Consider the following 23,620-nt stretch of genomic DNA (forward strand, 5'->3'; position numbering starts at 1 on the left):
AAAAGGAGTTGGTGTTTATGTATAAAATTCATCTATAGTGCAGGAAAGACAGATGCAAATCAGGCCGATCAAAATAGAAGATATTGACCAATTTATCGTACTTTGGAATCGCGTGTATGAGGAAGGTGAATATCTACGCTCACCCGCACCAGAACAAAGCAAGGTGACCGAGGTGTTAACGCGTGTAGAAAAGGAATCCATTCCCCAGTTCGTCGCGTTTGATGAACAACATTTGGTTGGTAGCGTCGAAATATTTCCGGCCAGCATGTGTGGTTATGAGGGTGAGGAATTTATCCACACAGGTATTCTTGGTATTCATATCGATCATCAGTATCGAAATAAAGGGCTTGGTAAACAGCTTCTCGCCATCGCTATTCAACATGGATGGGATTATGGTTTTGACACTATTATGCTCAATGTTTACAAGCACAACCTTCCCGCTATCGCGCTATATGAACGTTTTAACTTTGAACATTGTGGAGAATTAGGCGTCGTCACTTTAGCAAATGGCAAGCGTGTCATGAGCCAAAAGATGGAACTAAAGCGCTGCTTACTGACAAGAAAATTCTGAAAAAAAAGTCCACCGATCATACATTTAATTTAGCCCAAAGCTTTCGCTTTGAGTATCTGAAAAAATTCGAATATACGATAAATCTGGAAATGTTCGATGTAACTTTAAATACCTGACAAAACATGCCCCGAACCAACATTTGGGCATGTTTTATACGGGTTAAAATAACAAACAATGAAACAAGTCCAATCGAATCATTAACAACCGCTTGTCACACTCCCTTTTACCACCGATTCTGTAGATGATTGATTAACATAATAAAAGTAACACTCTTCCTTAGCGAGGGTATACCCCTGAGGCCAGACATAAACGACGCGGTCTAAACCAGAATAGTCGGAAAACTGATAGTCAGGAATATCAACAAAATTGGCACTATTTGGATATTGTTGCCCAACAATGCAAAAATCACTGCCTTTACAGGGCTTATCTATCTGAGAGCCTCCTACGACTGGAAGATCAATCTCTAACAAGGCTCTGATACTATCCGCACTGGCCTCAGGCATCCCATTGCGCATTTTTACATTTCTATCGATATAAATGATCTGACGTTCGTTTTCGGCATCATCAATAACCACTCTGGCCTGAAAAAATTTGAGTGCGGTATTCAAGGAAGAATGGGAGCTTTGCAACATTGCCGCGTAAGCTTGACGATGAATATCAAGTAAAACCGGCATAGCCGCCAATGCAATCGAACCGAGCGTTGCAATGACAATGGAAATTTCCAATAAGGTGAATCCTTTTTGCTTCACTTTTTTATCTCAACTCAGGCAATCAAATGTACATACCCAATGGGTTTCAAGGTGCAAGATTCACAGCGATAAGATCTTCAAATCATCGCGGCATCGATAAGCCAAGCGATTCTGCTATGCAGAGAACCTTGAGATTAATAGGGATGAAAAACGCTCACTTTTTTTGGAGCGCGAAACCAATATATCTTTGATTTTGTGAAGATAAATAGGGAAAGATAGGAAAAGTACTGGCGACATTAGACATTGAGAGTCACAATGCAATTACAATGAAATGAACTACAACGTGTATCAAAAACTGGAATTATCTCAATATGTTAAGATGTATAACGTTGAGGCGAATTACTATCCGTGGACCTACGGTTTAAAAAACACCGAATGCCTCAACAATTATCGGTTACGCGTTCAATAACGGGACATTATTGCGGATCAAACCGCGACGTACATTCGTACACATTTTTCCAAATCGACGAATTTCATCAAACTGAGGAGTAATGCCACGATCCAGAGCCGATTCCCAGTAAGTCAATTCTGAGTCCACCATTTCCAACAATTTTTTAGGGCAACCAATACACTTACCCTCTGGCCCACAAACGAACGTCTCCGGCTCATAAATCGGTAATTCAGCTTTCACTTGCGCAATGATATCGCGCATTGCGGTCATTCGGTCTGGTTTGATGGTCATCATGCGGCTCCAAAAAAAGATGAGGGGCGCGATTGTACTCTCTAGCACACAAAAATCCTCTTTTTTTATATTTTCAGACAGCATTTCTCCACATATTCGCACCCAGGAATCACATACAAAAAATAAGGTCATATTTTTACGGTCTAAGGCAAAGGACTCTATACTTACAACAGGTAATCTCTAGAAGCTTGGTTTATCGGTGATCGTTACGCGAAACGCATAGTCAGTACCGAACATCTTCTTGAGGTTGTGTGGGTAACAATCTGAAATTATGACCAAAGGGAATGAATATGGAACTGCGTAACAAAGCGGTGACACGGCAAAAATTGCAGATAATCTCACCCTAAAAGAAGTCACTGAAATGGGGTATACCGTTGATCTTTGTGACGAAGCCTTTGATCCAAACGAGCATTGGAAAGCGGAAGGTAAAGATCAAGGTCGAGGCGAATACCCTGAAGAGTAACCACTATTTAATCTAGCCGAGTAAGCTCATTACTCGGCTACTGCTTCTCGTCAATTTATGCTTTGAGTCCTTTAAAAAGAGCATCACTTCGAATAATTAGGTTTCACTTTCCTAAGCACTCTTTAAACATGCCATAATCAAACATCACTAAAACTATCAATAAAGCAACCATTTGAAGGAACAAAATGACGGCGACGGAATACCTCAATACCCTTAACCAACGTTACCTCGATATCCATCGAACTAAAGAAGATTTCTTTTGGGATACCTATATGGGTAACAGCGACGACCACGATGGCTCAACCAAAGCACAAACCGCTTGGACCAATTTTTTAAGCAATTCAGAGCAAATTACAGCCATTAAGCAACAACTTGTCTCTGCTGAAGCCATTACAGATCCGCAAGAAAAACAGCAAACACAAACTGGCCTACAAGGTTGGTTAGCCACATTTGAAGCGCACGCAATTGAAGGACAAGAAGCACAAGCACTAAAAAATTCACTTATCGCTTTCGAAGCTGAATTGTTCGAGAAAAAACAAAAACACGTACTCACATTCATCAATGAGCATGGTGAGCAAGTCGAGGGGTCCCTACCCGTATTAGCTTCTACGATCCGAACCAATAATCATGAGACAGTTCGTCAGTCAGCCCATCAAACTCTGCTCGATCTAGAACAGTGGTTATTAAAAAATGGTTTCATTGAACTCATCAAAATGCGCAACCAATTTGCACGCACTTTGGGCTACAAAACGTTTTTTGATTACTCAGTCAAAAAAACAGAAAAAATGACCTCCGACGAACTGTTTAACATCCTAAATGATTTTGAACAACGCACACGTAACGCCCACTTAAACAGCTTACGAGCACTCGCTCAGGACAAAGGGCAAAACTCACTAACGGGTTACAACTTCATATACTCCTTTGCGGGAGATGTGATGCGTGACCTCGACCCATATGTCCCATTTTCAAAATCGCTGCGCCGTTGGGTAGAGTCGTTTGGACGTCTTAATATTGACTACTCTAAAGCAGAGTTGAAGCTGGATCTTCTCGATCGCAAGGGCAAATACCCGAATGGTTTCTGTCATGGACCCGTTCCATCATTCTACAACCAAGGTGATTGGGTTGCCGCGCAAGTAAACTTCACGAGTAACGCCAAACCAGACCAAGTCGGTAGCGGCTACGATGGCATCAATACGCTTTTCCATGAGGGAGGTCATGCCGCACACTTTGCCAACGTTAAAATGAATGCGCCATGTTTTTCACAAGAATTTGCACCAACTTCAATGGCGTATGCTGAAACACAATCAATGTTTTGTGATAGCTTACTGACTGATGCTGATTGGCTCAAACAGTACGCTCTGGATGCCGAGGGTAATCCAGTGCCAGATGACATCATTCGAGCAATGATCAATAGCCGTCAACCGTTTAAAGCCTATGAAGAAAGAAGCATTTTAGTTGTGCCGTACTTTGAGCAAGCATTGTACCAACTGAGCGATGATGAACTGACACCAGAGCGTATCACGAAACTGGCGCGTGATTGTGAAAAGCAAATTCTCGGCTTGGAATGCAGTCCGCGTCCGCTCATGGCCATCCCGCATCTTATTTCGGATGAAGCAGCTTGTGCCTACCATGGCTACTTACTCGCGCACATGGCGGTTTACCAAACACGAGCCTACTTCCTTGATAAGTTTGGCTACCTTACTGACAACCCCGAAATTGGTCCGCTACTCGCAAAACACTACTGGCATGCCGGTAATCAGGTGTCACACAACGAAACAATCGTTAGTCTAACGGGTGAGGGATTCAACGCGAAGTACCTAGCTGACGTGTGCAACTTATCACCAAAGCAAGCCTGGGAAGTACAACAGAAAAAAATCGACTCATTAACTACTCGTAAACGTGCGCCAGTCGCCTCTTTGAATGCCAGCATAAAAGTCGTGGATGGCACACATGAACTCGCCAACAACACAATTTCGGACGACCAAATGTGTCATCAATTTGAGCGTTATATTGAACAAACATACGGCCGATAAGTGAAACTAAGATCCGGCATGCCTATCCCGGATCTTTTTCTATCAAGACTTTTTCTTTCAGGAAAGCCACATGTACCAAGATATACTCACATTCTGGTTTGAAGAACTGGAGCCAAAAGATTGGTTTATTAGCAATGCCGATGTCGACAAACAAATCGAAAATCGCTTTCTGACGACTTTGGAGCGGGCTACACGATCAGAGCTATTTAGTTGGCGCGATACCGCACAAGGTCGCCTTGCAGAAATCATCGTACTCGACCAGTTTTCTCGCAATGTCTACCGCGATACACCAAACGCCTTTGCTCAAGATGCACTCGCGCTCGCACTTGCCCAAGAAGCGATTCGTTTGGGTTTAGACCAAGATTTGAATGACGTTGAGCGCAGCTTCTTATACATGCCATTTATGCACAGTGAATCTCAACTGATTCATAAAGAGGCCGAGAAACTGTTTAAAACACTGGGTCGAGAGTCTAACTATGAGTTCGAACTGAAGCATAAAGTGATCATTGATCGTTTTGGTCGCTACCCACACCGAAATGCAATATTAGGCCGTGACAGCACAGAAGAAGAGAAAGCGTTTTTACAGCTACCCGATTCTAGTTTTTAGGCGTTATGTAATGTATGTTTCTCAAATTTTATAAGGTTTCACAATGATCACATGGCCTTGCGTACTCAAGCTCGATGGCGACGATGAACTGGTTTATTTAGATTCACCAGAAACATTGAATATTGAATGCCAAGCATTGATTTGGAGCGAAGATGACGTGGTGATTGATGCAAAAGGTCAGTGCTATGCCTTACAAGTAAGTGCTGACCTGTCCTTGAGTTTAAGACCATTACCTCAAAGATTAAACTTACAAGAAGTGACGACGCTCATTCAAAAGCACGAGTTTAGTCAGGCACAAACTTGCCTCATTAAAATTCACTTTTCGTCGGTTCAGCAAGCCATAGAAGCGCTATCTCACTAATTCACTAATTCACTAATTCACTAATTCACTAACGCCACACTTTCAATAACAAAAAATTATTATTTTGAAAATTATTGATAATTTCATGTAATCACCCTTTATTTCTATACTCTCCTCATCGAAACGAACAACCAATCAATCATCAAGATTTGGAGTAGAATTATGAAAATGAGTCATATCGGCATTATGGTAAGTGACATGGACAAAGCGGTTGAATTTTACACTCAAGCACTCGGTCTAAAAGTTGTAATGGGCAACACCAAAGTCGTGGAAGAACGTGAAACCGCAATCGGAAGAATGTGTATTGCCGTATTCGGTGAAGGCTTTAAAGGGTTCAACATCGCACACCTTGTCACCTCAGATGGTATTGGCTTTGAGCTGTTTGAGATGGTTGATCACGAAGAGCGTCATATCGTTGATTTCTCTCGCATTGGTTTATTCCACTTCTCTCTACAAACCGACGACTTTGAAGGCGTGATAAAACGTACTGAAGAATTAGGCGGTAAAGTACGTATGGACATCATGCGCTACCACCCAGAAGACGACAGCAAACCAGCAAAAATGGTTTACCTAGAAGACCCGTTTGGCACGCTATTTGAGCTTTATTCGCACACTTACGAAGAAACTTACGCGTCTGATTATGAATAATCCGACTCAATAGAAACAAGAAGGGTTGGCTGAAAGCCAACCCTTTTACTTATTTTTTACTCGCATGTTTATTTGCATAGCGACAATAAGTTATCCGAATTTCGCTTTCGTGATCTCGTCCATCAAGCAGTCAATCTGATACACCACCTCACAACTCGCTTTCTCCATCGCCTTAATCGCTTGAATCATCGAGTGAATATCGGAGTTCTTACCAAATTTAAGAGCATTTTTACCGTATTCATGAACTTCTTTATGCGGTTCTTCAAGCAACGCAAAGCTACGTAATTGCCCATATTGCTTGCCAGAACCTCGATAATACCATTCACCAAGTCGGCATTCGGTATGTTCCGAAACATGTTCATCAAACGCTTCTGCTTCAACAAGTTTATATAAGTTCTGCTTCCATACCGCGTGATCGAGTTTCACTGTATCAAGGAATGAGCGAGTTGATGCTAAGAAAATAACTCGTTGCATGTGCCCAGATTTCACTACGACCTCATTTACGATACAACCAATTTGCGATGATGAAGCCGACACTTCTTCCGCACAACTTTGGTTCTCTGAGATCGCCTCTTTTATTTCAGAAACTTGAGATACGATTTGGTTAACAAGCTGGTCTATTTTTCCACTTGTTTCATGTGCTTTCGCCGCGAGGCCTCGGACTTCATCGGCCACGACAGCAAAGCCTCTACCAGCTTCCCCAGCCCTTGCAGCCTCTATCGCTGCGTTCAAAGCAAGTAAATTTGTTTGGTCTGAGATCTCTTTAATGGTTGATACAAACTGGGTGATTGAGTTCGCAGTGCTATCCAAACTTTGTACCGCCGCCATACTGCTGCCGGCATGATGACTAATTTTATCTGCTCGACTTTCCAAACGAGCAAGCGCTTGATGAGTTTGAGCAAACATTTCATCCAAGAGTTTTAACTCTTCATTCTCCGCTTGCAAAGATTCCGCACTTGTTGCCATTTGCGTACGAATGGTTTCAAGCATCAAGCTCCCCTCAAGGCTTGAAAGCGTAACCTGTTTGTTCAGTTCTTCATTTTCTCGCGAAATTTGTACTTCTTGTAAGGCAGAGTCAAGCTGCTGACGCATAGATTGCATATCCGCATCATACTTAGCCCTCAAGGTGGCGATTTCACTCTTTAGCTCTTCATTTTCACGTTTTAATTTTTGCCAAAACACAGTCGTTTCCACATTTGTATAGTTATAAATCCGCAAACATTTTATTTGATTCCATTGATTAATCTATAAATAAAATATGCTCCTGATAACAAATATATTTAATTTAATTTTTTATAAACAACAACTTAGTGAGTTGAGAATTAAAACAACGAACCATCACAACCAATAATAAAAACAACAAACATAAGCACAACAAATACAACACAGCAATAAATTGTCCGTAACAGGCAATTTTTTGGTTAAAGAGCGTTGATTCATGAACTCATCTGCACAAAATGTGATTAGTCCCCCATTTTCTTGCGAGCTAATACTCCGACGTCTAGAGTTTGAAACTCAATGACGCAGCCATTCAAGGAAGACGAACAATGCCGACTTATTTCGCCGGTTTTACGCTAGGTATCACGCTCATACTTGCTATCGGCGCCCAAAACACCTTTGTTCTCAAGCAAGGCATTAAGCAACAGCATGTATTTCTAGTTTGTGCCATTTGCGCATTCTCCGATGCTATTTTGATTTCTTTTGGTGTCCTAGGTTTTGGCTATTTAGTAAAACAGTTCCCGTTAATCGAAACGATAGCGCGATATGCCGGCATGCTATTTTTAGTTTGGTATGGACTAAGCAGCTTACATTCTTCACTAACACAACGTCATGTTATGAATCCCGAGGGAAATACAAGTAAAGGAGTATGGCAAACGGCGTTATTCTGCCTTGCGTTCACTTGGCTCAATCCACATGTTTATCTTGATACTGTCGTTCTTCTTGGCTCTATTTCAACACAGTATGATCCCCACCAATGGTATTTCTATGCCGGAGCTCTCACTGCCTCATTCGTATTTTTTTTCAGCTTAGGTTATGGGGCAAAATACCTCACACCAATATTTCGTCATGCTCGTTCCTGGCAAATACTGGAATTCATTATTGGCTGGGTTATGTTATTTTTGGCCATCAGTCTTGTAGTTTAATCAACGAAATAACGTACAACTCCGCGCTGTGTCTTTCCTGACACTTGAATTTGTAACTATGCTCAGAATCTGTCACTTGGGTATATACTGTAGTGAAACTTCGCAAGGATTTCTGGGAATGACCATTCACAATAACCCGATAGAAATTAAAGCTCTCGATCATATAGTACTCAGGACTCGCGATTTATCGCGCATGCTTCGCTTTTACCAGCAAATTTTAGGTTGTCCAATTGAAAGACAATTGTCAGAACTGGGATTAACGCAGTTGCGAGCCGGTAACGCTCTGATAGATATCGTGACCGTTGAAAGTGAACTCGGTCAACTTGGCGGTGGGAATCCAAAACAAGACGGACGAAATCTTGACCATTTCTGTCTCCAAATCGCCCCTTTTAACGAAGCTGACCTACTTCGTTATTTGCAAAACATCATGTCCCTGTAGCTGAGTTTACTGAGCGATATGGTGCACAAGGTTTTGGCCGCTCCGTATACCTCACCGACCCTGAGGGAAATGTAGTAGAGCTAAAACAACAAAAATCTAGCTAAATTAAGATCATGAAAGGAGATGGATCATGGTGACTTGCAACCAATACGACTTTATTGAGCTCGCTTGCATGTTCAATATTCTCATCGAGATCACGCTGAAAAACGGCGAGCAGCATCAAGGTAAGGCGCTTGATACTGGCTATGATATGGAAAGACAAGAATGTTTGTTCTTAGACGTTGAGGGGGAGCACATTGCGTTTCCTACTGAACAACTTATTTCAATGAAAGCACTTCAAGAAAACCCGCATTTTAGCGACGTGACTTTTGGCTAGCGCACGGCTTAGAACTTAAATTAACGTTATAAAAATATACCTAACGGCAGAAAGTATCTATCTAAAAAAAGTACTTATATAGCAAATACCAACATTGAAAGCGCCCATATAAAAAGCGCCGTTAACCTGTTCAGTTCTGCTAACCTACACAGCTTAAGGCGCTTTAGAGCACTATCTCGACCGAATAAAAATCAGCATCGGCATCATGATAACAAACATGATTCCCACTAGCTGGAACGTATGAACAAACGCGACCATTTGCGACTGCTGATGAAGCATCGTTTGATATTGCTCTAACGCTGCCGGATCCGTTACCGATAAGCCTTGTTTTGCCGCCCAGTCTTGAAGTGCAGGATTGTAAATATTGAATCCCTCACTGAGTGCGTGCCACTGCTGCTGACCATCTCGGTATTGGTACGTTGTCGCAATCGAAATACCAAAAGAACTACCGATTGTGCGGAACAAATTAAAAATACTGGCCCCCGCAACAGACTGCTCTTTGGGTAATGTCATATAAGCCAATGTTGACAGCGTTGAGAACGTTAACCCTAAACCCATACCTTGAATCATACTCGGCATGATAATCCAAAATGTATCAATCTCCATGGAATACAAGGTCATCAAATAGCTACCGAGACCAATGCACGATAAACCGAATACGATCTTCAACCTAGGGTCAAATTGTGGGTTTATCACAATCACTAATATCAGCATTGCGGCGGAGGCAAGGCCCCGTGGTGCCATTAACATACCCGTTGTGGAAACTGGGTAATTAAGTAGCCCCTCTAAAAGCATCGGCTGTTGAGTAGTCAGGCCAAACATCGCCATCGAGACCACCGCCATCATCAAGGATGACACCATCAGGTTTTTGTCTTTCAACAGCCATAGAGGCGCGATTGGGCTCTTGGTCTTCCAGCTGCGATAGATCCACATGATCAGCCCCATCACGGCGAGCAAAATGGCGGTTTGAATCAGACGAGAGTTAAACCAGTCTTCATCGTTGCCTTTATCAAGAACAAACTGCAAAGCACCAACACCAAGTGCCATATAACCAATGATCCACCAATCAAAATCTGGCTTAGATTTGTTGCTAATGTGGATATAGCGATAGATCAATGTCGTGCAGACTAGCCCAAACGGTAAATTAACGTAGAAAATCCAGCGCCAATTAATGTTGTCGGTAATGACACCGCCGACGACAGGGCCAAGAATGGGGCCCAATAAGATGCCGATGGAGAAGATCGCCATCGCTTTACCTTTTTGCTCCGATGGATAAATCTGCACCAAAGTCGACTGTGCAAGTGGGATAACCGAGGCCCCAAACGCACCTTGAATGATACGAAATACCACCATCTCTTCTAGCGAGTTAGCTTGACCACACAGCGCACTGGCAATCACAAAGCCAATCACTGCCACCAGCATGACTTTACGTTCGCCAAAACGTGAAACCCAAAAACTGGTCATTGGGATGAAGATCGCTTCTGCCATGCTGTAGCCAGTCAACACCCAAGTGATCTGGTCTGCCGTTGCACCTAGTGCTCCCATCATGTGTGAGAGCGACACGTTAGCAACGGTCATGTCTATCAACACCATGATGGCAGAAAGCATCACGGCGACGGTGGCAATTCCCCGTTTGTCAGCCGTAATTTCGTTACTCATTTCGCGCTACTTTGCAAATCAACCGTCACTTCGGAACTCGCGCCCACACGTAGTTGTGGTGCACTCTCTGGAACTTCTAATGTTAATCGTACTGGAAAACGCTGCTTAATTTTAACCCAGTTACCTGTTGCATTTTCTGGAGGCATCAATGAGAAAGATGTGCCACTCGCAGGTGACAGCTCATCAACTGTCGCTTTCCAAACCACATCAGGGTACATATCAATCACAACTTCTGCATGCATACCTGCTTTAATGTGAGTTAAGTCCGTCTCTTTAAAGTTTGCGCGAACCCAGTAGCTGTCTTTGATTATCACCGGAAACAAGGTTTGACCAATGCCAACAACAGAACCTGCATGGGTATTGATTTCACCCGCAATACCATCGACTGGTGACGTGATGTCGGTATAGCTCAAATTCAATTCTGCTTGTGCAAGTTGTGCCGAAGCTTGTTGAACCACCGCCGCTTCAGCCCCCTCTTCACCACGGTTAGCGATGGCTTTTTCAACCGTTGCACGCGCTTGTTCGAGGCTTGCTTGAGCGTTTGCTAGCTTATTCTTAGCTGTGTCTAAATCTTGCGCTGAAGCTAACTTACGCTTAACTAACGAGTTGGTGCGTTTGTACTCCAACTGAGCTTCTGTAAGGTTTGAACGCGCAGCATCCAATCCTGCAACCGCTTCAGTGACTTGTTTATCAGCGACATCATGCTGCTGAACCGCTAGTTGATAAGCCGCTTTCGCCTGCTTAACCGCAAGTAAGTAAGGGCGAGAATCGATTTTTAGTAACAAATCGCCTTTATTCACGACTTGAAAATCTTTGGCTTCAACAGAAACGACTTGGCCTTTAACTTGAGGAGCAACCGAAAGGATTTTTGCTCTTACATACGCATCTTCCGTGCTGGGATGTCCATCGGAATATTGCCAAGACCAATACATCGCACCAAATGCGATAGCACAAACGAGAAGAAAAAGGATTTTGGTCAGTTTTGATTTCAAAGAAGAGGTCTTCGCGGTTTCATCACTCATTTATATTGTCCAAATGTTCAATTTTGTGATCAGTGTAGGATTTTTCCGCAGCCGAACAATCAATTGATCTGAAAGGTTAAGATCCAATTTTGAGCATTGATAAATCACCCAAAGGATGCGCAAAAACATTCACTCTCTTATGTTGCGTAAATTATAGGAGACGTTAACGCCAAATTCAGAGAATATGCCCAAATCATTCTCGCTGAACCTAGCATTTCGAGGTGACTTACATACAAGCGCTCCTCAAGTAATGGCCCGGATTAATACAATGATTTCATTCGATACGTTAGATGAGATAAAAAAGCGTATTGATGTCGATGATAAAAGCCCCGCGAATACACGTACTCCCGGGGCTAATCACCGTTTTTATCGCTGTTGAAAAAAATTGTTACTGATGAACCAGAGCAGGCTGCACAGTCACTCTTCGGCGTTGTAACCAAACCACAAAGCCAAACAGCAACATAGCAGGCAACCACATCCACTCTTTGGGAAAACGTTCAACCGGAACACGAACATCCACAATTTGCTGATCAAACTGCAAACCTGCGGCTTCTGCAGGGCTCGCAAACGACACAATATCTATCAATGTCTGTTCGCTTTGCTGATAAGTGGCAATGCCTAGCGCATCTAACTTATCTTGCCCAGTTTCCCCCTCTGGCACAGAAAGCAGCACAGAGAACTCTCGCATTTTTCCGACCGCATCCTCCCCGCTAATTCGCATTCTGAGGACACTCCCCGCTTCTAATGGTTCTAGCGTTTGGGCAAGTTCAGCAGGATTACTCGACTGATAAGGATCCACCACGATATCGACCCAAAAGCCTGGGCGGAAAAGTGTAAATGCCACGAGCAGTAGTAATGCGCCCTCATACCAACGGTTACGGGTCAGGAACCAACCTTGTGTTGCTGCGGCGAAAATAAGCATAGCAATGGTTGAGATAATAAAGATGGCGATGCCGTGCGCCCAATCTACGTCAATCAACAGTAAATCAGTATTGAAGATAAATAAGAACGGCAACGCGGCGGTTCTCAAGCTGTAGTAAAACGCCGTTAAACCCGTCTTGATTGGGTCGCCTTTCGATACCGCAGCGGCAGCAAACGACGCCAAACCGACCGGAGGTGACACATCCGCCATAATGCCAAAATAGAACACGAACAAATGCACGGCAATTAACGGTACGATCAATCCATGTTGCTGACCAAGAGTGACAATCACCGGCGCAAGGAGACTCGACACAACGATGTAGTTTGCCGTTGTTGGTAATCCCATGCCTAAAATCAAACTCAGAACGGCGGTTAGCATCAACATGAGTAACAAGTTACCCATTGAGAGCATCTCTACCAAGTCTGCCAACACTAAGCCAACTCCGGTTTGTGAAACCGCACCGACGATGATCCCTGCGGTTGCCGTCGCTATGCCAATGCCTATCATGTTACGAGCACCGGCGATTAACCCCTCCCTTAGATCAACACAGCCATCTTTGAAGTTACCGTAATCGTGCTTACCGTCTTTTCGCATCCAACTCAATAACGGACGTTGAGTCAAGACGATGACAACAAGAATCACACTCCCCCAAAAAGCCGATAATCCCGGAGATAAACGCTCAACCATCAAACACCACACAAGCACCACAACAGGTAATAGGTAGTGGAGACCAGACAACAAGACTGCTCGTGTATTTGGCAATTGCTCTAACGGTGCATCAGGATCTTCTTCTGGTAACGGTTCATTGCTTGCTGCCACTTTCAACAATCCCAAGTAAACCACAGAGAGAATCAATGCCATTCCCGGCAGAACGAAATCACCTAATACAGGTTTGAGCCAACCTAAGCCGTAATATACCGCAATGGATAAGCCACAAATCAACACCGCACCAAAAGCAAACCCAGTCAGTCGAGCAAGCCATGGTTTAGAACGTGCCGCATCAATCGGCTGCATACCGAGTTTAAGCGCTTCTAGGTGAACAATATAAAGTAAGGCGATATAAGAGATCGCGGCAGGCAAAAACGCATGCTTGATAATTTCAACATAAGGAATACCCACGTACTCCACCATCAAAAATGCCGCAGCCCCCATGACCGGAGGCATAATTTGCCCATTGACTGAAGAAGCCACTTCCACTGCGCCGGCTTTTTCAGGAGAAAAGCCGACTTTACGCATCATCGGGATGGTAAACGTTCCTGTTGTCACGACGTTGGCAATCGAGGACCCCGAGATCAAACCAGTTAAACCGGAGGCAACCACTGCCGCTTTTGCCGGACCACCACGCAAATGCCCCAGCATGCTAAACGCGAGTTGGATAAAGTAATGCCCCGCGCCTGCACGCTCAAGTAACGCTCCGAACAACACAAACAAAAAAACAAAGCTCGTTGAAACGCCTAACGCAATACCAAATACCCCCTCAGTGGTAATCCATTGATGGTTAGCGAGCGCATCTAATTGCACACCACGGTGTGACAGCAGCCCCGGCATCCATGGGCCAGCGAGACTATATCCAACAAACACCAATGCAATCAGAGGTAAAGCAGGGCCAAGTACTCGGCGAGCGGCTTCCAGCAATAGAGGCAGACCAATCAACGCCGTAACGAAATCTTCTGTCGTTAAACTTCCCGGACGCTGTGCTAGCGCTTCATACATAACAAAAAGGTAAAGCGAAGACGCACAAGCAACCAACCCCAGCATGATATCGAACGCCGGAACACGATCGCGTGGAGAGCGCTTAAAAGCAGGGAAGACTAAAAAAGCCAGTAACAAGGCAAAGCCTAAATGAATCGCACGCGTTTCAGTGTCATTCATTACACCGAAGCCGACAATAAACGGCAGCGGAGAAGCAATCCAAAGTTGAAACAAAGACCAAAGCAGTGCCAAGCCCGCAATCAGCTTTTCCATAATACCTGTCGGTAGGCGAGCACCCACATCTTGGGCAATCAACTCCTCTGCAGACAACTCATCAGAGTGTAAGCCTGCATTGGACTGGGAGATCGTCTTATCCATAATTTTCTCACAAACAGCAGAGAAGCAAGCTCTAAACGGCCTAGAGCTTGCAAATAAAATAGGAGGGGGAACTTCACCTGTCGCAAATGACAGGTGAATTTAACTGGTTATAACCAACCGCGTTCTTTGTAGTAACGTACCGCGCCGTCATGCAGCGGAGCAGACAGTCCTACTTCAATCATCTCTGACTCTTTTAGGTCTTTAAACGCAGGGTGCAAACGCTTGAAGCGGTCGAGATTGTCGAAAACAGACTTAGTCAGTTGATACACTAACTCAGGATCGGCCTCTGCTGTGGTTGATAGTACCGCTTTGCCACCAATAGACGCGGTATCATTTGGGTTGCCGCGATACATGCCACCTGGGATGGTTGCTTTAGTGAAGTATGCACGTTCAGCAAGCAGTTTATCGATTTCTGGTCCTGTCACTGGTACAAGTACCGCATCGGTTGTTGTTGACGCTTCCTGAATTGCGCCGTTTGGGTGCCCTACAAAATAGCTCATCGCATCAATGTTGTTATCACTCATTGCTGACGCTTGTTCTGCTGGTTTCAAATCCGAAACCAAACTAAATACGTCTGAAGACCAACCTTTCGCTTGCATTACCTGTTCAAACGTATCGCGCTGACCTGAGCCTGGATTACCGATATTTACGCGTTTCCCTTTCAGGTCTTCAAAATGTGTGATGCCTGCATCTTTGCGCGCAAGAATCGTAAACACCTCACTTTGTAAGGAAAATACCGCACGAATATCAGACATTGGTTGATTGTTTTGGAAAGGTGCCACACCGTCAAGGGCTTTGTATTGATGGTCAGATTGCATGATACCAAAGTTATATTCGCCGCTACGCAAACCATTAACGTTAGCGACACCACCACCACTGGCAGGGGCATTACATTTGATACTGTGATCAACGGCCCCTCGGTTTACAAAACGACAAATAGATTGGCCTGCAACGTAATACACACCCGTTTGGCCACCCGTACCGATAGTAATAAATTTCTCTGCCGCACTTATTTTCTCACTGTATGAGAATAACGAGATTGCCGAAGCAAATACTGCAATGAGTGTGGTTCCTTTCATTTTTAGTTCTTCCTGTCTACCGATTGAAATATAAAGATATTTTTCTCAGCTAAAGACTGCAAAACAGGAAAGTTTCAGTAAGAGTTAATCAAAAATTCTCTCACTTTGTTCTTTTCGTCAGCCAATCCTTAGCTTGATTCTGTATCTATATTTGATCACCCGTTCAATAAATAACCGAATGATTAAAATTGAATCTATCAGAACAACTTCAAAACCTAACTATGATAATTTTCCAGTTTTCTCACCAACCGAGAATTAATAGATAATCCAACTTTTCATCATGACGCTTGTAGGTGTCTAAAAAAACACCAGCAGACCAAAAATAGAACCAAGAAAATAAGACATTTTCTTTAACTTAGGACAGACGAAAATGACACAAAAAAAGAGGGGCAATACCCGAATATTGCCCCTAAATATCATGCCAATAAAATTTGTCGTTTTAGAATTTAGAACTTGTAACCACCGCTGATCATGAATACCCAAGGATTGATCTTAACGTCCGTTTTTTGTTTGTCGGTGCCCGCGTAATACGTCGCTTTTGTTTCAATGTTGGCATACCATGCCGATGCATTTAGGAACCAGTTGTCATTAATCATGTAGTCCACACCCACATTGGCAGCCAAGCCAAATGAATCATCCAGTTTTAAGTCAGATAACACACCATCCACTTTGCTATTAAAACTTTCATCGAAAAAGATGGTGTAGTTCAAACCCGCGCCGACATAAGGGCGAAGCTTACTTTGTGAATCCCCAAAGTAATATTGAACCATCACTGTCGGTGGCAAGTGTTTTGTGTCCGCAATATCACCCAAGCCGCCGAGTTGGGTTGATATATTGTGACTAAATGGCGTTGCGGCTAATAACTCTAAACTGATGTTATCGGTAAACATGTAGCCAAACGTCAAACCAAGTTGAGTATTAGAATCCACTTCTAATTCTTCTTGTGTGCCTAAAATTTTGTCACTGCTGTCGTTTGGTACCACGGATGCTGCACCAACACGTAAAATGAAGTCTCCTTCGCTATGAGCAAAAACACTTGGAGACACTAACGCAGCAACCACTGCTAAACTGCAGATTGTATTTTTCATTGTTATTTCCTTTTGTAGGGCTTTGTTTTTAAGGCGTACTCAGCTATGCATTTGACTAAACCACAGAACTTACTCTGTAAAATCAAGAACGTTGTAGCACGTGAGTATCGATATTTTCTTGAGCTGCGCGCAATCTATCACACAGAAACCCTACTATTTTGATGGAAATCAATTTGTGAAAATTATCGATTTTTTGTATACATAAACACCAAACCGATCAACAAATCATGCAAATCGAATACAATCCTGTAATGCGAAATGTGCGTGTGAGAGGTTATTGTTTACCAATCGTTTCAGCACTACCGCATTAAGATCTACAACTGGTAGCACTCCTCTCTCCTTTTGGGTTGATCATTATCTAGGAAGACACATGAATCTACTGAAAGACTTACCTGATGATTTAAGCAAAGAAGTATTTGACGATATTCTGAGTCACAAACAGCTGCGTATTGAACGTATTGTATCTAAAGGGCAAACAACACCAGAGGGGGATTGGTATGATCAGGAAGATCACGAATGGGTATTGATATTACAAGGTGCTGGTGAACTGACTTATGAAGATGGTAGCGTGATACATTTGGAAGTCGGCGATCACACTAACATTCCTGCTCACACTAAACATCGAGTGAGTTGGACCGCCCCCGATCAAGAAACCATTTGGTTGGCCGTATTTTATCAATAGCAGTAATGCCCCTGCTCTTTGGCTCTTGTGTGATAACTTAAATGCGAGAACAAAATAGAGAGATTGCCCCAATACCTAAAGCCCCAAAAAAAATGGGAAAGCGTGTTTGACCCTTTCCCTAAGCGATACAAGCGGAATCGCTCTAGACTTGTATCGAAGCAGCTCAAGCACCCAAATGACATCAATAAACTGGCTTCTCTGTTTTACCATTGCACCAAGTTTGTCGAACGCATTTAGGTATTGAGTTCCTAAGCCATTATTATGTTTTGACGCTGTTTTTATTTTTTGACGTTGTTGTTTCCTTTTCATGTTTGTAGCCCATGGTACGAATATGCTCTCCATGAATGGTGTTTTTCATTAACTCCCACAATGCAGCTAAAAATCGCTTATGCATGGCATGATGGCGAATGTATTTCACATGAATAAACAAATACACCATAGCAAAAGCGATCACCGCAATCGTCACTCCATAAGCTTCATAAACACTGAGTAAGTTCATTGTTATTACCCCTCTGTAATCAAATAATTCATCCATTTTCGACTGCGGAACCGATACAAGCATGCGCCCCACTTAAATAGAGTCTCTAAAAAGAACATCGCAAATATCACTGGCGCAGAAAACCCGAACACAAAGGCACCAAGCGCAGCTAAAGGAATACCAAACAACCACTGAGTACACAGGTCTTGGTACAGACAAAATTTCACATCACCACCTGCACGTAATACACCGACCACCATCAAGGTCGGTAAAGAGCGCAGTAAAATGCCAAAACACAAAATCAAATAAAACTGCTCTGCCAAGTGTCTGGTTTCTAAAGAAAGGGCCGTAAATAAATCCAACACTGTCGATTGAAGCAACCATAGTGATACAGAAACTAGCAACGTCACGCCAACAGCAATTACGGTAAACCCTTTCGCTTGTGCATAGGCCAGTTCAGGCTTATTCGCCCCTAATTGGTTGCCGACAATCACGGCAGAAGCGTTAGCAATACCCGTTAAAAAACTGAGTGAAAATGCCTCTATCGGCGTGATAACTGAAAGGACAACTAAGCCCGCCTCTCCGGTTTGCCCCATGATCGCGGTATAAGCAAATAAACCTCCAGACCAAGCAAGAAAGTTCAGTGTTGTTGGCATTGAAAGGGAAAAGAACGGGCGGACATGCTGCCATTGCAATCCTTGTTTCAATGCTTGAACCCCAAATCGTAGAGGATGCATTTTCGTTTTAAGGTACAAATATATCGCAAGCACTTCCAGCAGTGAGCTGAGTAAGGTCGCAATCGCAGCCCCTTTTAAACCCAGTTCAGGAAACCCAAACTGCCCAAAAATCAACACCCAGTTAAACATGACATTCAGCGCAATACCAAACCCACTGAACCAAGTGCTCACGGCGGCTTGGTGCATAGCACGCAGACCTGCAGCGATACTGCCAACATAGGCGACCGCAAATAAGCTCCAGCCAGAAATCTGTAGATACTGATGACCTAGGGCAATGATCTCAGGCGAGCTCGTTGACAGTCCCATGATACCATCACCATAGAAATGAAATGCACATAACGGAATCAACGCCGCGCCAGTCGCCATCACCCACGTCAGCGCCGTGCTTCGCGTCACACCTACCTGGTCTTTCGCACCAAAATATTGAGCGGTGAGCATTGCTCCACCAGCTGTCACACCCGCTAAAAAGATCGTCGCGACAAACAAAGCTCGGCTCGCAACGCCGATTGCAGCGATGTTTTGCTCCGTTAATTGACCAATCATAACGAGGTCAATTAAGCCTTTACTGGAAAATAAAATGGTTTGCAGTGTGACCGGAATAGCCACTGTCAAAATCACTTTAAATAACTCTGGACTAAATATGGCGGATTGCTTTTTAAGGTTGGGCACCGAACTTAGTGTCATCTCACTCGCAAAATTGATGATGATATTTGCACCCATTATGAATGGGAATTTACTATCTTAAAAACCACTTTTGCAGGGGTTTTACGTTCGTAAACTAAAGGAGGTATTTTGCATTCTCTTGATCAACTTTATGCTTTTGTGTCGGTGTACGAACGCCATTCGTATAGTGCTGCAGGTCGTGAATTAAATAAGGATAGAACAACTGTACGCGAGCTTGTTAAAGCTTATGAAGATATTCTCGGATTTGAGCTCTTCACTATCATCGGGCGCAAAGCCGTTCCAACAGAACGAGCCACACAACTGTACCCTCAAGCCAAACTCGTATTGAGACAAAACCGAAAATTACTCGAATTTGGCAATGCCATGTTTCAAGAGCCAAAAACACAATTAAAGCTTGGTTATGACATTGATTTCCCAGTCGATTTTATCACTGAACTTGAACGTCGTTGCTTATCTTTCTTTCCTCAAGTACGAGTGCAATGGATTGAAACGCATCGAGACAACGCATTAAAGCAAGTGTCCGAGCGTGAACTCGATCTTGCCATTTTACCGGCAATCGGAGGGATCTCACCTAGGTATCCCCTTATATTTAAACACTTAGGTTATATCAGTTACGGGCTTTATGTCGGAGCGAAAAGTCCGTTAGCTCAAAGAGCTGCGTTTACAATCGAAGATGCACAATTAGAAGTGCAATACCTTTCGTTCAACAACATGAACAGCGATGGCATGATACAAGCATTTTCCTCTCACACCCGAGCAGTAAGCAGCCATACCTTATTGGTAAAAATGCTCAAAAATGAAGGATGGGCGCTGCTCCCAGTTCCACTGGGGGAATACTACGCCAAGAAACAGCTCCTTAAAAAATTACCTACGCCTCTTCTGGCCAATGACGTCAAAATGCCTTTTAGTTTATTTCACCCCATTGGTGATGAACAACAAGCGACGACAAAAGCTCTGGTTGCATGGTGCAGTGAATTAGCGAAATCCTATTTCAGCTAATTCAGATAAAGAGACGCCCTCACTATTACATATATGTAATGGTTATTTTCTTTTTGCCTAGATTATCAATTATAAAAACAAAATTATAATGTACGCCTCCCTCAACAAACGATGGCGAACAATAAAATGAGCTGGTTTTTCTTACTTTTAGGCGTGGGCGCGGAAGCCCTTTCACATGTAGCACTTAAAGCAACGGATGGTTTTAGTAAACCTATCCCGGCAACACTTGTCTTACTCGGTCACCTAGCCGCATTTGTCTGCTTAGCGCAAGCCATGAAAGGGGGAATGCCTGTCGGGATTGTTCATGCGTTGTGGGCTGGTTTGGCGATTGTATCGGTAACTTTAATATCTCAATTAGTATATCGCCAACACATGGATACTAGCCTTTGGGTTGGAATGGCACTTATCGCTGCAGGTGTGATGGTGATAAACTTCTCACATGGACACGTACATTAATACCAAGGCTATAGATTGTCTGAAATAACGAGACCAGCTCTCGCACTCTTTGATTTTGATGGCACGATCACTGATGAGGATATGTTCAGTCTATTCCTCAACTATTCGGCGACGGGCTTACGAAAATGGCTTGGTAAGATCGTGATCACGCCATTCTATATGTTATACAAAGCCGGCATTATTCCAGCACGTCGCATGCGCCCCATTGCGAGCGTTATTGCGTTCTCAGGTCGAGACACCGAACAAGTCAAAGTATTAGGTGAGAGATTCGCTCGTGACGTGATCATTCGCCATCTTCGCCCAAAAGCAAAAGAAAAGCTCGATTGGCATCAACGTCGAGGGGATACCATTGTGATTGTCTCAGCCTCGCTTAACGCTTACTTAAAACCTTGGTGTAATGCTCAGGGTTACCACTTGCTGTGTAGTGAAGTGCTTAATGACAGCAAACGAATGAGTGGCCTTTATCGATATGGCGATTGCAGCTCAGAAAGAAAAGCCGAGCGAGTCACCGCCACATTTGATCTAAGCCATTACTGCACTGTTTATGCGTATGGTGATACCCACGAAGACATCCCTATGCTCAAACTTGCTGATATTGCGATGATGAATTGGCAACCTTGGTCAAGCAACAGTAATTTGTGCGACATCAATAATGGCTAGCGTTGCACCGAAAACATTTGCATTAAAAATCCACACTTTGAAAATGACAAAGCCTTTCTTAGTACCAAGAAAGGCTTTGTCTCTTTCAGAAAATAGAGTTTAGTTTAGAAACAGCAAAGCTTAACGCCAAACTCCCCATTGCCCTGTGGTTCCGGGCTCTTCACCACTGGTCCACCACTGTGCTGTCCACTCTTGACCATCGTGTATTACAACATCGCCTTTAGTATAAACGGCCCCTTTACTCCATAGATTCGAGGGATCAATGAGTGGCGGTGTCTCAGCCTTAATCAACGACAATGCGTAGCTATAATCTCCACTTGGCGCAAGCACTTGATTCGAGTAAACATTATTAGTATCAAACATGTAATGACTCATTTCTTGGTGCCAAAAGCCAACATACCAATCACCAGTTTGCTGTGAGTTAAAGTGATCGGCAATCTCCGCTGCCCATGTGGTGGTATTATTGGTACTAATAGGCAGTGAAACATCGACAATCTCTGCGCCTGTTACATCGAACGTACGAAAACGAACCGTATCCCCCACTTCTATTGGGCCAAACCCTTGAGGTACAAAATAGCCCAATGCAGTAAGATTGTTACCAGGCTCGGTTGGATCAACCGGTTCTGTTGGCGGGGTAATACCATCACCAACGAGCGTAATATCACTACAGTTATAAAAACCTTCACCAGCGACATCGATACGTTGCCAGCGAGTATATAATATGGCGTTACCTGAGCGCTCGGCTGGGAACGTAACCTGAATTCGATAACGTTTTTCGCTATCCACAAGTACATTACCTGCCGTATCAATCAGCTCTAAATCATTCCAAGTTAGAGGTTGTAACTCATCATAAGTGGGTTTGGAAAGATAGAACTCCCAATAAGAGGGGTTATGTGGTGCTTTACCAAAAAATACCATTTCAAGTTGGTTATTTTCATTTAGCGTCACATTAGTACGTTGCCAATGCTGGGATGGGATATTTAACCCTTGCTTTGCTGCATCTCCTGCGGAGCAGAGTTCACCGTCACGTACAATCGCTTGGACATGCGCCATATCTCGATAATTAGGTACATTCGCTGCGACTTCACTACGCTGTACAAATGGATAAGCGCCCGATTCGTCATAAGCGGCCTGACAAGCTTGATTAGGAATTTCATTCGTCCAGAAACCACCATCTAGATAACAAGTATTTTGACGCGCACTTGGAAACTCCACCCATCCATGGGCATGGGCATTAAACGAGCTCAGGACTGCAATTGCGCCTAGGCCCACTAGGGGAAAGGTTATAGAAGATTTCATTATTCATCCTTAAATTCATTGAGTTACTGCTTAATAACTGCATAGCAGTGAAGAAAAGCTAGCAGGATGAATTAATTTAGATGGTCACAATTAATCCTGACATTGTCAGAGTGATGAGTGCTTTCCAGCATTTCGTGTACACTGACCTCATACTCAACTGAGTCTTTCGAGTCAGTTCAAATTGATGAGCTACAAAATCGTAGACTTGGACAATTAACGTCCATCTTTTGGTGTGTCCATGACCACCATGGTCGTGATCGCTTTGACGTGTTCGCATTCTCCTAAAACATCCGCATGAAATGCTTTGTAGGATGCAAGATCGTGCGTTTCTACTCGAAGCAAATACTCGTTGGCTCCAGTGATGTTATGACACTCCACCACTTCATTGACAAAACGCACATGCTCTTCAAAACCCAATTGCGCTTTTTTAGAGTGAGAAGCCAATCCAATCGATACATAAGCAATGAACCCAATCCCCATTTTTTGATTATCAAGTAACGCTCGATAGCCCTTGATAATCCCTTTACGCTCTAAATCTTGCACTCGACGCAAAGTCGCAGATGGAGATAATCCTACTCGCTCAGACAGCTCTACATTGGAGATTCTTCCGTCCGATTTAAGCGATTGCAATATCCTTTCATCAAACCTATCCATAATAGCCTTTTGTTGTTTAGTGTGTGATTTTTCATCAAATAAAAACACAAAATTGATG

General features: G+C 43.5%; 23 protein-coding genes and 1 pseudogene. 12 read left to right on the forward strand and 12 right to left on the reverse strand.

All coding sequences use genetic code 11. The features are described from left to right. Positions 1–52: 52 nt before the first annotated feature. Positions 53–571, forward strand: a complete 519-nt coding sequence (locus tag KHN78_RS19010; RefSeq protein WP_128812477.1) for a GNAT family N-acetyltransferase — start codon at positions 53–55, stop codon at positions 569–571. Between the two features lie 197 nt (positions 572–768). Here the strand turns inward: KHN78_RS19010 and KHN78_RS19015 are convergent, their stop codons facing one another. Both KHN78_RS19015 and KHN78_RS19020 read right to left on the reverse strand, forming a co-directional pair. Next, positions 769–1,320 (reverse strand): type II secretion system protein, encoded by a 552-nt coding sequence (locus KHN78_RS19015; RefSeq protein ID WP_211918123.1) that lies wholly within the window; start codon positions 1,318–1,320, stop codon positions 769–771. A 394-nt stretch (positions 1,321–1,714) separates the two neighbouring features. Then, positions 1,715–2,002, reverse strand: coding sequence for a hypothetical protein (locus KHN78_RS19020; RefSeq protein ID WP_128813489.1), 288 nt, complete (start codon positions 2,000–2,002; stop codon positions 1,715–1,717). A 648-nt stretch (positions 2,003–2,650) separates the two neighbouring features. On the opposite strand from KHN78_RS19020, the gene KHN78_RS19025 reads away from it, so the two are divergent. From KHN78_RS19025 to KHN78_RS19040, 4 genes are all read left to right on the forward strand, one after another. Continuing rightward, a complete protein-coding gene (locus KHN78_RS19025) occupies positions 2,651–4,498 on the forward strand; it encodes a M3 family metallopeptidase (protein ID WP_211918125.1) in 1,848 nt (615 codons plus the stop codon). A 70-nt stretch (positions 4,499–4,568) separates the two neighbouring features. Then, the gene (locus KHN78_RS19030) at positions 4,569–5,105 is read left to right on the forward strand and encodes a DUF924 family protein (RefSeq protein WP_211918127.1); all 537 of its coding nucleotides are present in this window, start codon (positions 4,569–4,571) and stop codon (positions 5,103–5,105) included. A gap of 43 nt (positions 5,106–5,148) precedes the next feature. Further along, a complete protein-coding gene (locus KHN78_RS19035; protein ID WP_211918129.1) occupies positions 5,149–5,466 on the forward strand; it encodes a DUF4144 domain-containing protein in 318 nt (105 codons plus the stop codon). Positions 5,467–5,628: 162 nt separating this feature from the next. Next, complete coding sequence (locus KHN78_RS19040; RefSeq protein WP_128812472.1) at positions 5,629–6,114, forward strand: VOC family protein; 486 nt, start codon at positions 5,629–5,631, stop codon at positions 6,112–6,114. A 90-nt stretch (positions 6,115–6,204) separates the two neighbouring features. On the opposite strand, the gene KHN78_RS19045 is transcribed toward KHN78_RS19040, so the two are convergent. Beyond that, positions 6,205–7,296: a methyl-accepting chemotaxis protein gene (locus KHN78_RS19045; protein ID WP_211918130.1), complete on the reverse strand. Its 1,092-nt coding sequence runs from the start codon at positions 7,294–7,296 to the stop codon at positions 6,205–6,207. Between the two features lie 365 nt (positions 7,297–7,661). Between KHN78_RS19045 and KHN78_RS19050 the strand changes: the two genes are divergently transcribed. The 3 genes and pseudogenes from KHN78_RS19050 to KHN78_RS19060 all read left to right on the forward strand — a co-directional run bounded on the left by KHN78_RS19050 (position 7,662) and on the right by KHN78_RS19060 (position 9,073). Further along, positions 7,662–8,258 carry a LysE/ArgO family amino acid transporter gene (locus KHN78_RS19050; RefSeq protein ID WP_211918132.1) on the forward strand — a complete coding sequence of 199 codons (597 nt, stop codon included), beginning with the start codon at positions 7,662–7,664 and terminating at the stop codon, positions 8,256–8,258. A 118-nt stretch (positions 8,259–8,376) separates the two neighbouring features. Further along, a pseudogene (locus tag KHN78_RS19055) lies at positions 8,377–8,801 on the forward strand (VOC family protein). 26 nt (positions 8,802–8,827) lie between these two features. Then, the gene (locus KHN78_RS19060; protein ID WP_211918134.1) at positions 8,828–9,073 is read left to right on the forward strand and encodes a Rho-binding antiterminator; all 246 of its coding nucleotides are present in this window, start codon (positions 8,828–8,830) and stop codon (positions 9,071–9,073) included. Positions 9,074–9,244: 171 nt separating this feature from the next. Here KHN78_RS19060 and KHN78_RS19065 read toward each other — a convergent pair whose 3' ends face one another. From KHN78_RS19065 to ompW, 5 genes are all read right to left on the reverse strand, one after another. Continuing rightward, positions 9,245–10,732 (reverse strand): MDR family MFS transporter, encoded by a 1,488-nt coding sequence (locus tag KHN78_RS19065; protein ID WP_211918136.1) that lies wholly within the window; start codon positions 10,730–10,732, stop codon positions 9,245–9,247. Next, positions 10,729–11,754 (reverse strand): HlyD family secretion protein, encoded by a 1,026-nt coding sequence (locus tag KHN78_RS19070; protein WP_211918138.1) that lies wholly within the window; start codon positions 11,752–11,754, stop codon positions 10,729–10,731. Before KHN78_RS19070 ends, KHN78_RS19065 begins: the two co-directional genes overlap by 4 nt. Positions 11,755–12,142: 388 nt before the next feature. Beyond that, a complete protein-coding gene (locus KHN78_RS19075) occupies positions 12,143–14,746 on the reverse strand; it encodes a TRAP transporter permease (protein ID WP_211918140.1) in 2,604 nt (867 codons plus the stop codon). A gap of 107 nt (positions 14,747–14,853) precedes the next feature. Then, complete coding sequence (locus KHN78_RS19080; RefSeq protein ID WP_211918142.1) at positions 14,854–15,825, reverse strand: TAXI family TRAP transporter solute-binding subunit; 972 nt, start codon at positions 15,823–15,825, stop codon at positions 14,854–14,856. A gap of 446 nt (positions 15,826–16,271) precedes the next feature. Next, complete coding sequence (gene ompW / locus KHN78_RS19085; protein WP_211918144.1) at positions 16,272–16,913, reverse strand: outer membrane protein OmpW; 642 nt, start codon at positions 16,911–16,913, stop codon at positions 16,272–16,274. A gap of 370 nt (positions 16,914–17,283) precedes the next feature. Here ompW and KHN78_RS19090 point away from each other — a divergent pair, with 370 nt between their 5' ends. After that, positions 17,284–17,595 carry a cupin domain-containing protein gene (locus KHN78_RS19090; RefSeq protein ID WP_211918146.1) on the forward strand — a complete coding sequence of 104 codons (312 nt, stop codon included), beginning with the start codon at positions 17,284–17,286 and terminating at the stop codon, positions 17,593–17,595. A 259-nt stretch (positions 17,596–17,854) separates the two neighbouring features. Here the strand turns inward: KHN78_RS19090 and KHN78_RS19095 are convergent, their stop codons facing one another. Both KHN78_RS19095 and KHN78_RS19100 read right to left on the reverse strand, forming a co-directional pair. Continuing rightward, positions 17,855–18,094, reverse strand: coding sequence for a hypothetical protein (locus tag KHN78_RS19095; RefSeq protein ID WP_211918148.1), 240 nt, complete (start codon positions 18,092–18,094; stop codon positions 17,855–17,857). Between the two features lie 5 nt (positions 18,095–18,099). Beyond that, a complete protein-coding gene (locus tag KHN78_RS19100; protein ID WP_211918150.1) occupies positions 18,100–19,494 on the reverse strand; it encodes an MATE family efflux transporter in 1,395 nt (464 codons plus the stop codon). A 108-nt stretch (positions 19,495–19,602) separates the two neighbouring features. Between KHN78_RS19100 and KHN78_RS19105 the strand changes: the two genes are divergently transcribed. The 3 genes from KHN78_RS19105 (at position 19,603) to KHN78_RS19115 (ending at position 21,609) form a co-directional block, all read left to right on the forward strand. Next, positions 19,603–20,493, forward strand: a complete 891-nt coding sequence (locus KHN78_RS19105) for a LysR family transcriptional regulator (RefSeq protein ID WP_211918152.1) — start codon at positions 19,603–19,605, stop codon at positions 20,491–20,493. A gap of 126 nt (positions 20,494–20,619) precedes the next feature. Next, positions 20,620–20,949, forward strand: a complete 330-nt coding sequence (locus KHN78_RS19110) for a DMT family transporter (protein ID WP_211918154.1) — start codon at positions 20,620–20,622, stop codon at positions 20,947–20,949. Between the two features lie 15 nt (positions 20,950–20,964). Further along, a complete protein-coding gene (locus KHN78_RS19115) occupies positions 20,965–21,609 on the forward strand; it encodes an HAD-IB family hydrolase (RefSeq protein ID WP_211918156.1) in 645 nt (214 codons plus the stop codon). A 120-nt stretch (positions 21,610–21,729) separates the two neighbouring features. Here KHN78_RS19115 and KHN78_RS19120 read toward each other — a convergent pair whose 3' ends face one another. After that, entirely contained in the window at positions 21,730–22,908 is a 1,179-nt protein-coding gene (locus KHN78_RS19120) for a lytic polysaccharide monooxygenase (protein ID WP_211918158.1), read from the reverse strand. A gap of 213 nt (positions 22,909–23,121) precedes the next feature. Next, the gene (locus KHN78_RS19125) at positions 23,122–23,562 is read right to left on the reverse strand and encodes an Lrp/AsnC family transcriptional regulator (RefSeq protein ID WP_211918959.1); all 441 of its coding nucleotides are present in this window, start codon (positions 23,560–23,562) and stop codon (positions 23,122–23,124) included. Between the last annotated feature and the right edge of the window lie 58 nt (positions 23,563–23,620).

The organism is Vibrio sp. B1REV9, assembly GCF_905175395.2.
Taxonomy (GTDB): domain Bacteria; phylum Pseudomonadota; class Gammaproteobacteria; order Enterobacterales; family Vibrionaceae; genus Vibrio; species Vibrio alfacsensis.

Coding starts and splice junctions, on each gene's coding strand:
- KHN78_RS19010 (WP_128812477.1), top strand. CDS start 53: ATGCAAATCAGGCCGATCAAAATAGAAGATATTGACCAATTTATCGTA.
- KHN78_RS19020 (WP_128813489.1), bottom strand. CDS start 2,002: ATGACCATCAAACCAGACCGAATGACCGCAATGCGCGATATCATTGCG.
- KHN78_RS19025 (WP_211918125.1), top strand. CDS start 2,651: ATGACGGCGACGGAATACCTCAATACCCTTAACCAACGTTACCTCGAT.
- KHN78_RS19030 (WP_211918127.1), top strand. CDS start 4,569: ATGTACCAAGATATACTCACATTCTGGTTTGAAGAACTGGAGCCAAAA.
- KHN78_RS19035 (WP_211918129.1), top strand. CDS start 5,149: ATGATCACATGGCCTTGCGTACTCAAGCTCGATGGCGACGATGAACTG.
- KHN78_RS19040 (WP_128812472.1), top strand. CDS start 5,629: ATGAAAATGAGTCATATCGGCATTATGGTAAGTGACATGGACAAAGCG.
- KHN78_RS19050 (WP_211918132.1), top strand. CDS start 7,662: ATGCCGACTTATTTCGCCGGTTTTACGCTAGGTATCACGCTCATACTT.
- KHN78_RS19060 (WP_211918134.1), top strand. CDS start 8,828: ATGGTGACTTGCAACCAATACGACTTTATTGAGCTCGCTTGCATGTTC.
- KHN78_RS19065 (WP_211918136.1), bottom strand. CDS start 10,732: ATGAGTAACGAAATTACGGCTGACAAACGGGGAATTGCCACCGTCGCC.
- KHN78_RS19070 (WP_211918138.1), bottom strand. CDS start 11,754: ATGAGTGATGAAACCGCGAAGACCTCTTCTTTGAAATCAAAACTGACC.
- KHN78_RS19075 (WP_211918140.1), bottom strand. CDS start 14,746: ATGGATAAGACGATCTCCCAGTCCAATGCAGGCTTACACTCTGATGAG.
- KHN78_RS19080 (WP_211918142.1), bottom strand. CDS start 15,825: ATGAAAGGAACCACACTCATTGCAGTATTTGCTTCGGCAATCTCGTTA.
- ompW (WP_211918144.1), bottom strand. CDS start 16,913: ATGAAAAATACAATCTGCAGTTTAGCAGTGGTTGCTGCGTTAGTGTCT.
- KHN78_RS19090 (WP_211918146.1), top strand. CDS start 17,284: ATGAATCTACTGAAAGACTTACCTGATGATTTAAGCAAAGAAGTATTT.
- KHN78_RS19095 (WP_211918148.1), bottom strand. CDS start 18,094: ATGAACTTACTCAGTGTTTATGAAGCTTATGGAGTGACGATTGCGGTG.
- KHN78_RS19100 (WP_211918150.1), bottom strand. CDS start 19,494: ATGACACTAAGTTCGGTGCCCAACCTTAAAAAGCAATCCGCCATATTT.
- KHN78_RS19110 (WP_211918154.1), top strand. CDS start 20,620: ATGAGCTGGTTTTTCTTACTTTTAGGCGTGGGCGCGGAAGCCCTTTCA.
- KHN78_RS19120 (WP_211918158.1), bottom strand. CDS start 22,908: ATGAAATCTTCTATAACCTTTCCCCTAGTGGGCCTAGGCGCAATTGCA.
- KHN78_RS19125 (WP_211918959.1), bottom strand. CDS start 23,562: ATGGATAGGTTTGATGAAAGGATATTGCAATCGCTTAAATCGGACGGA.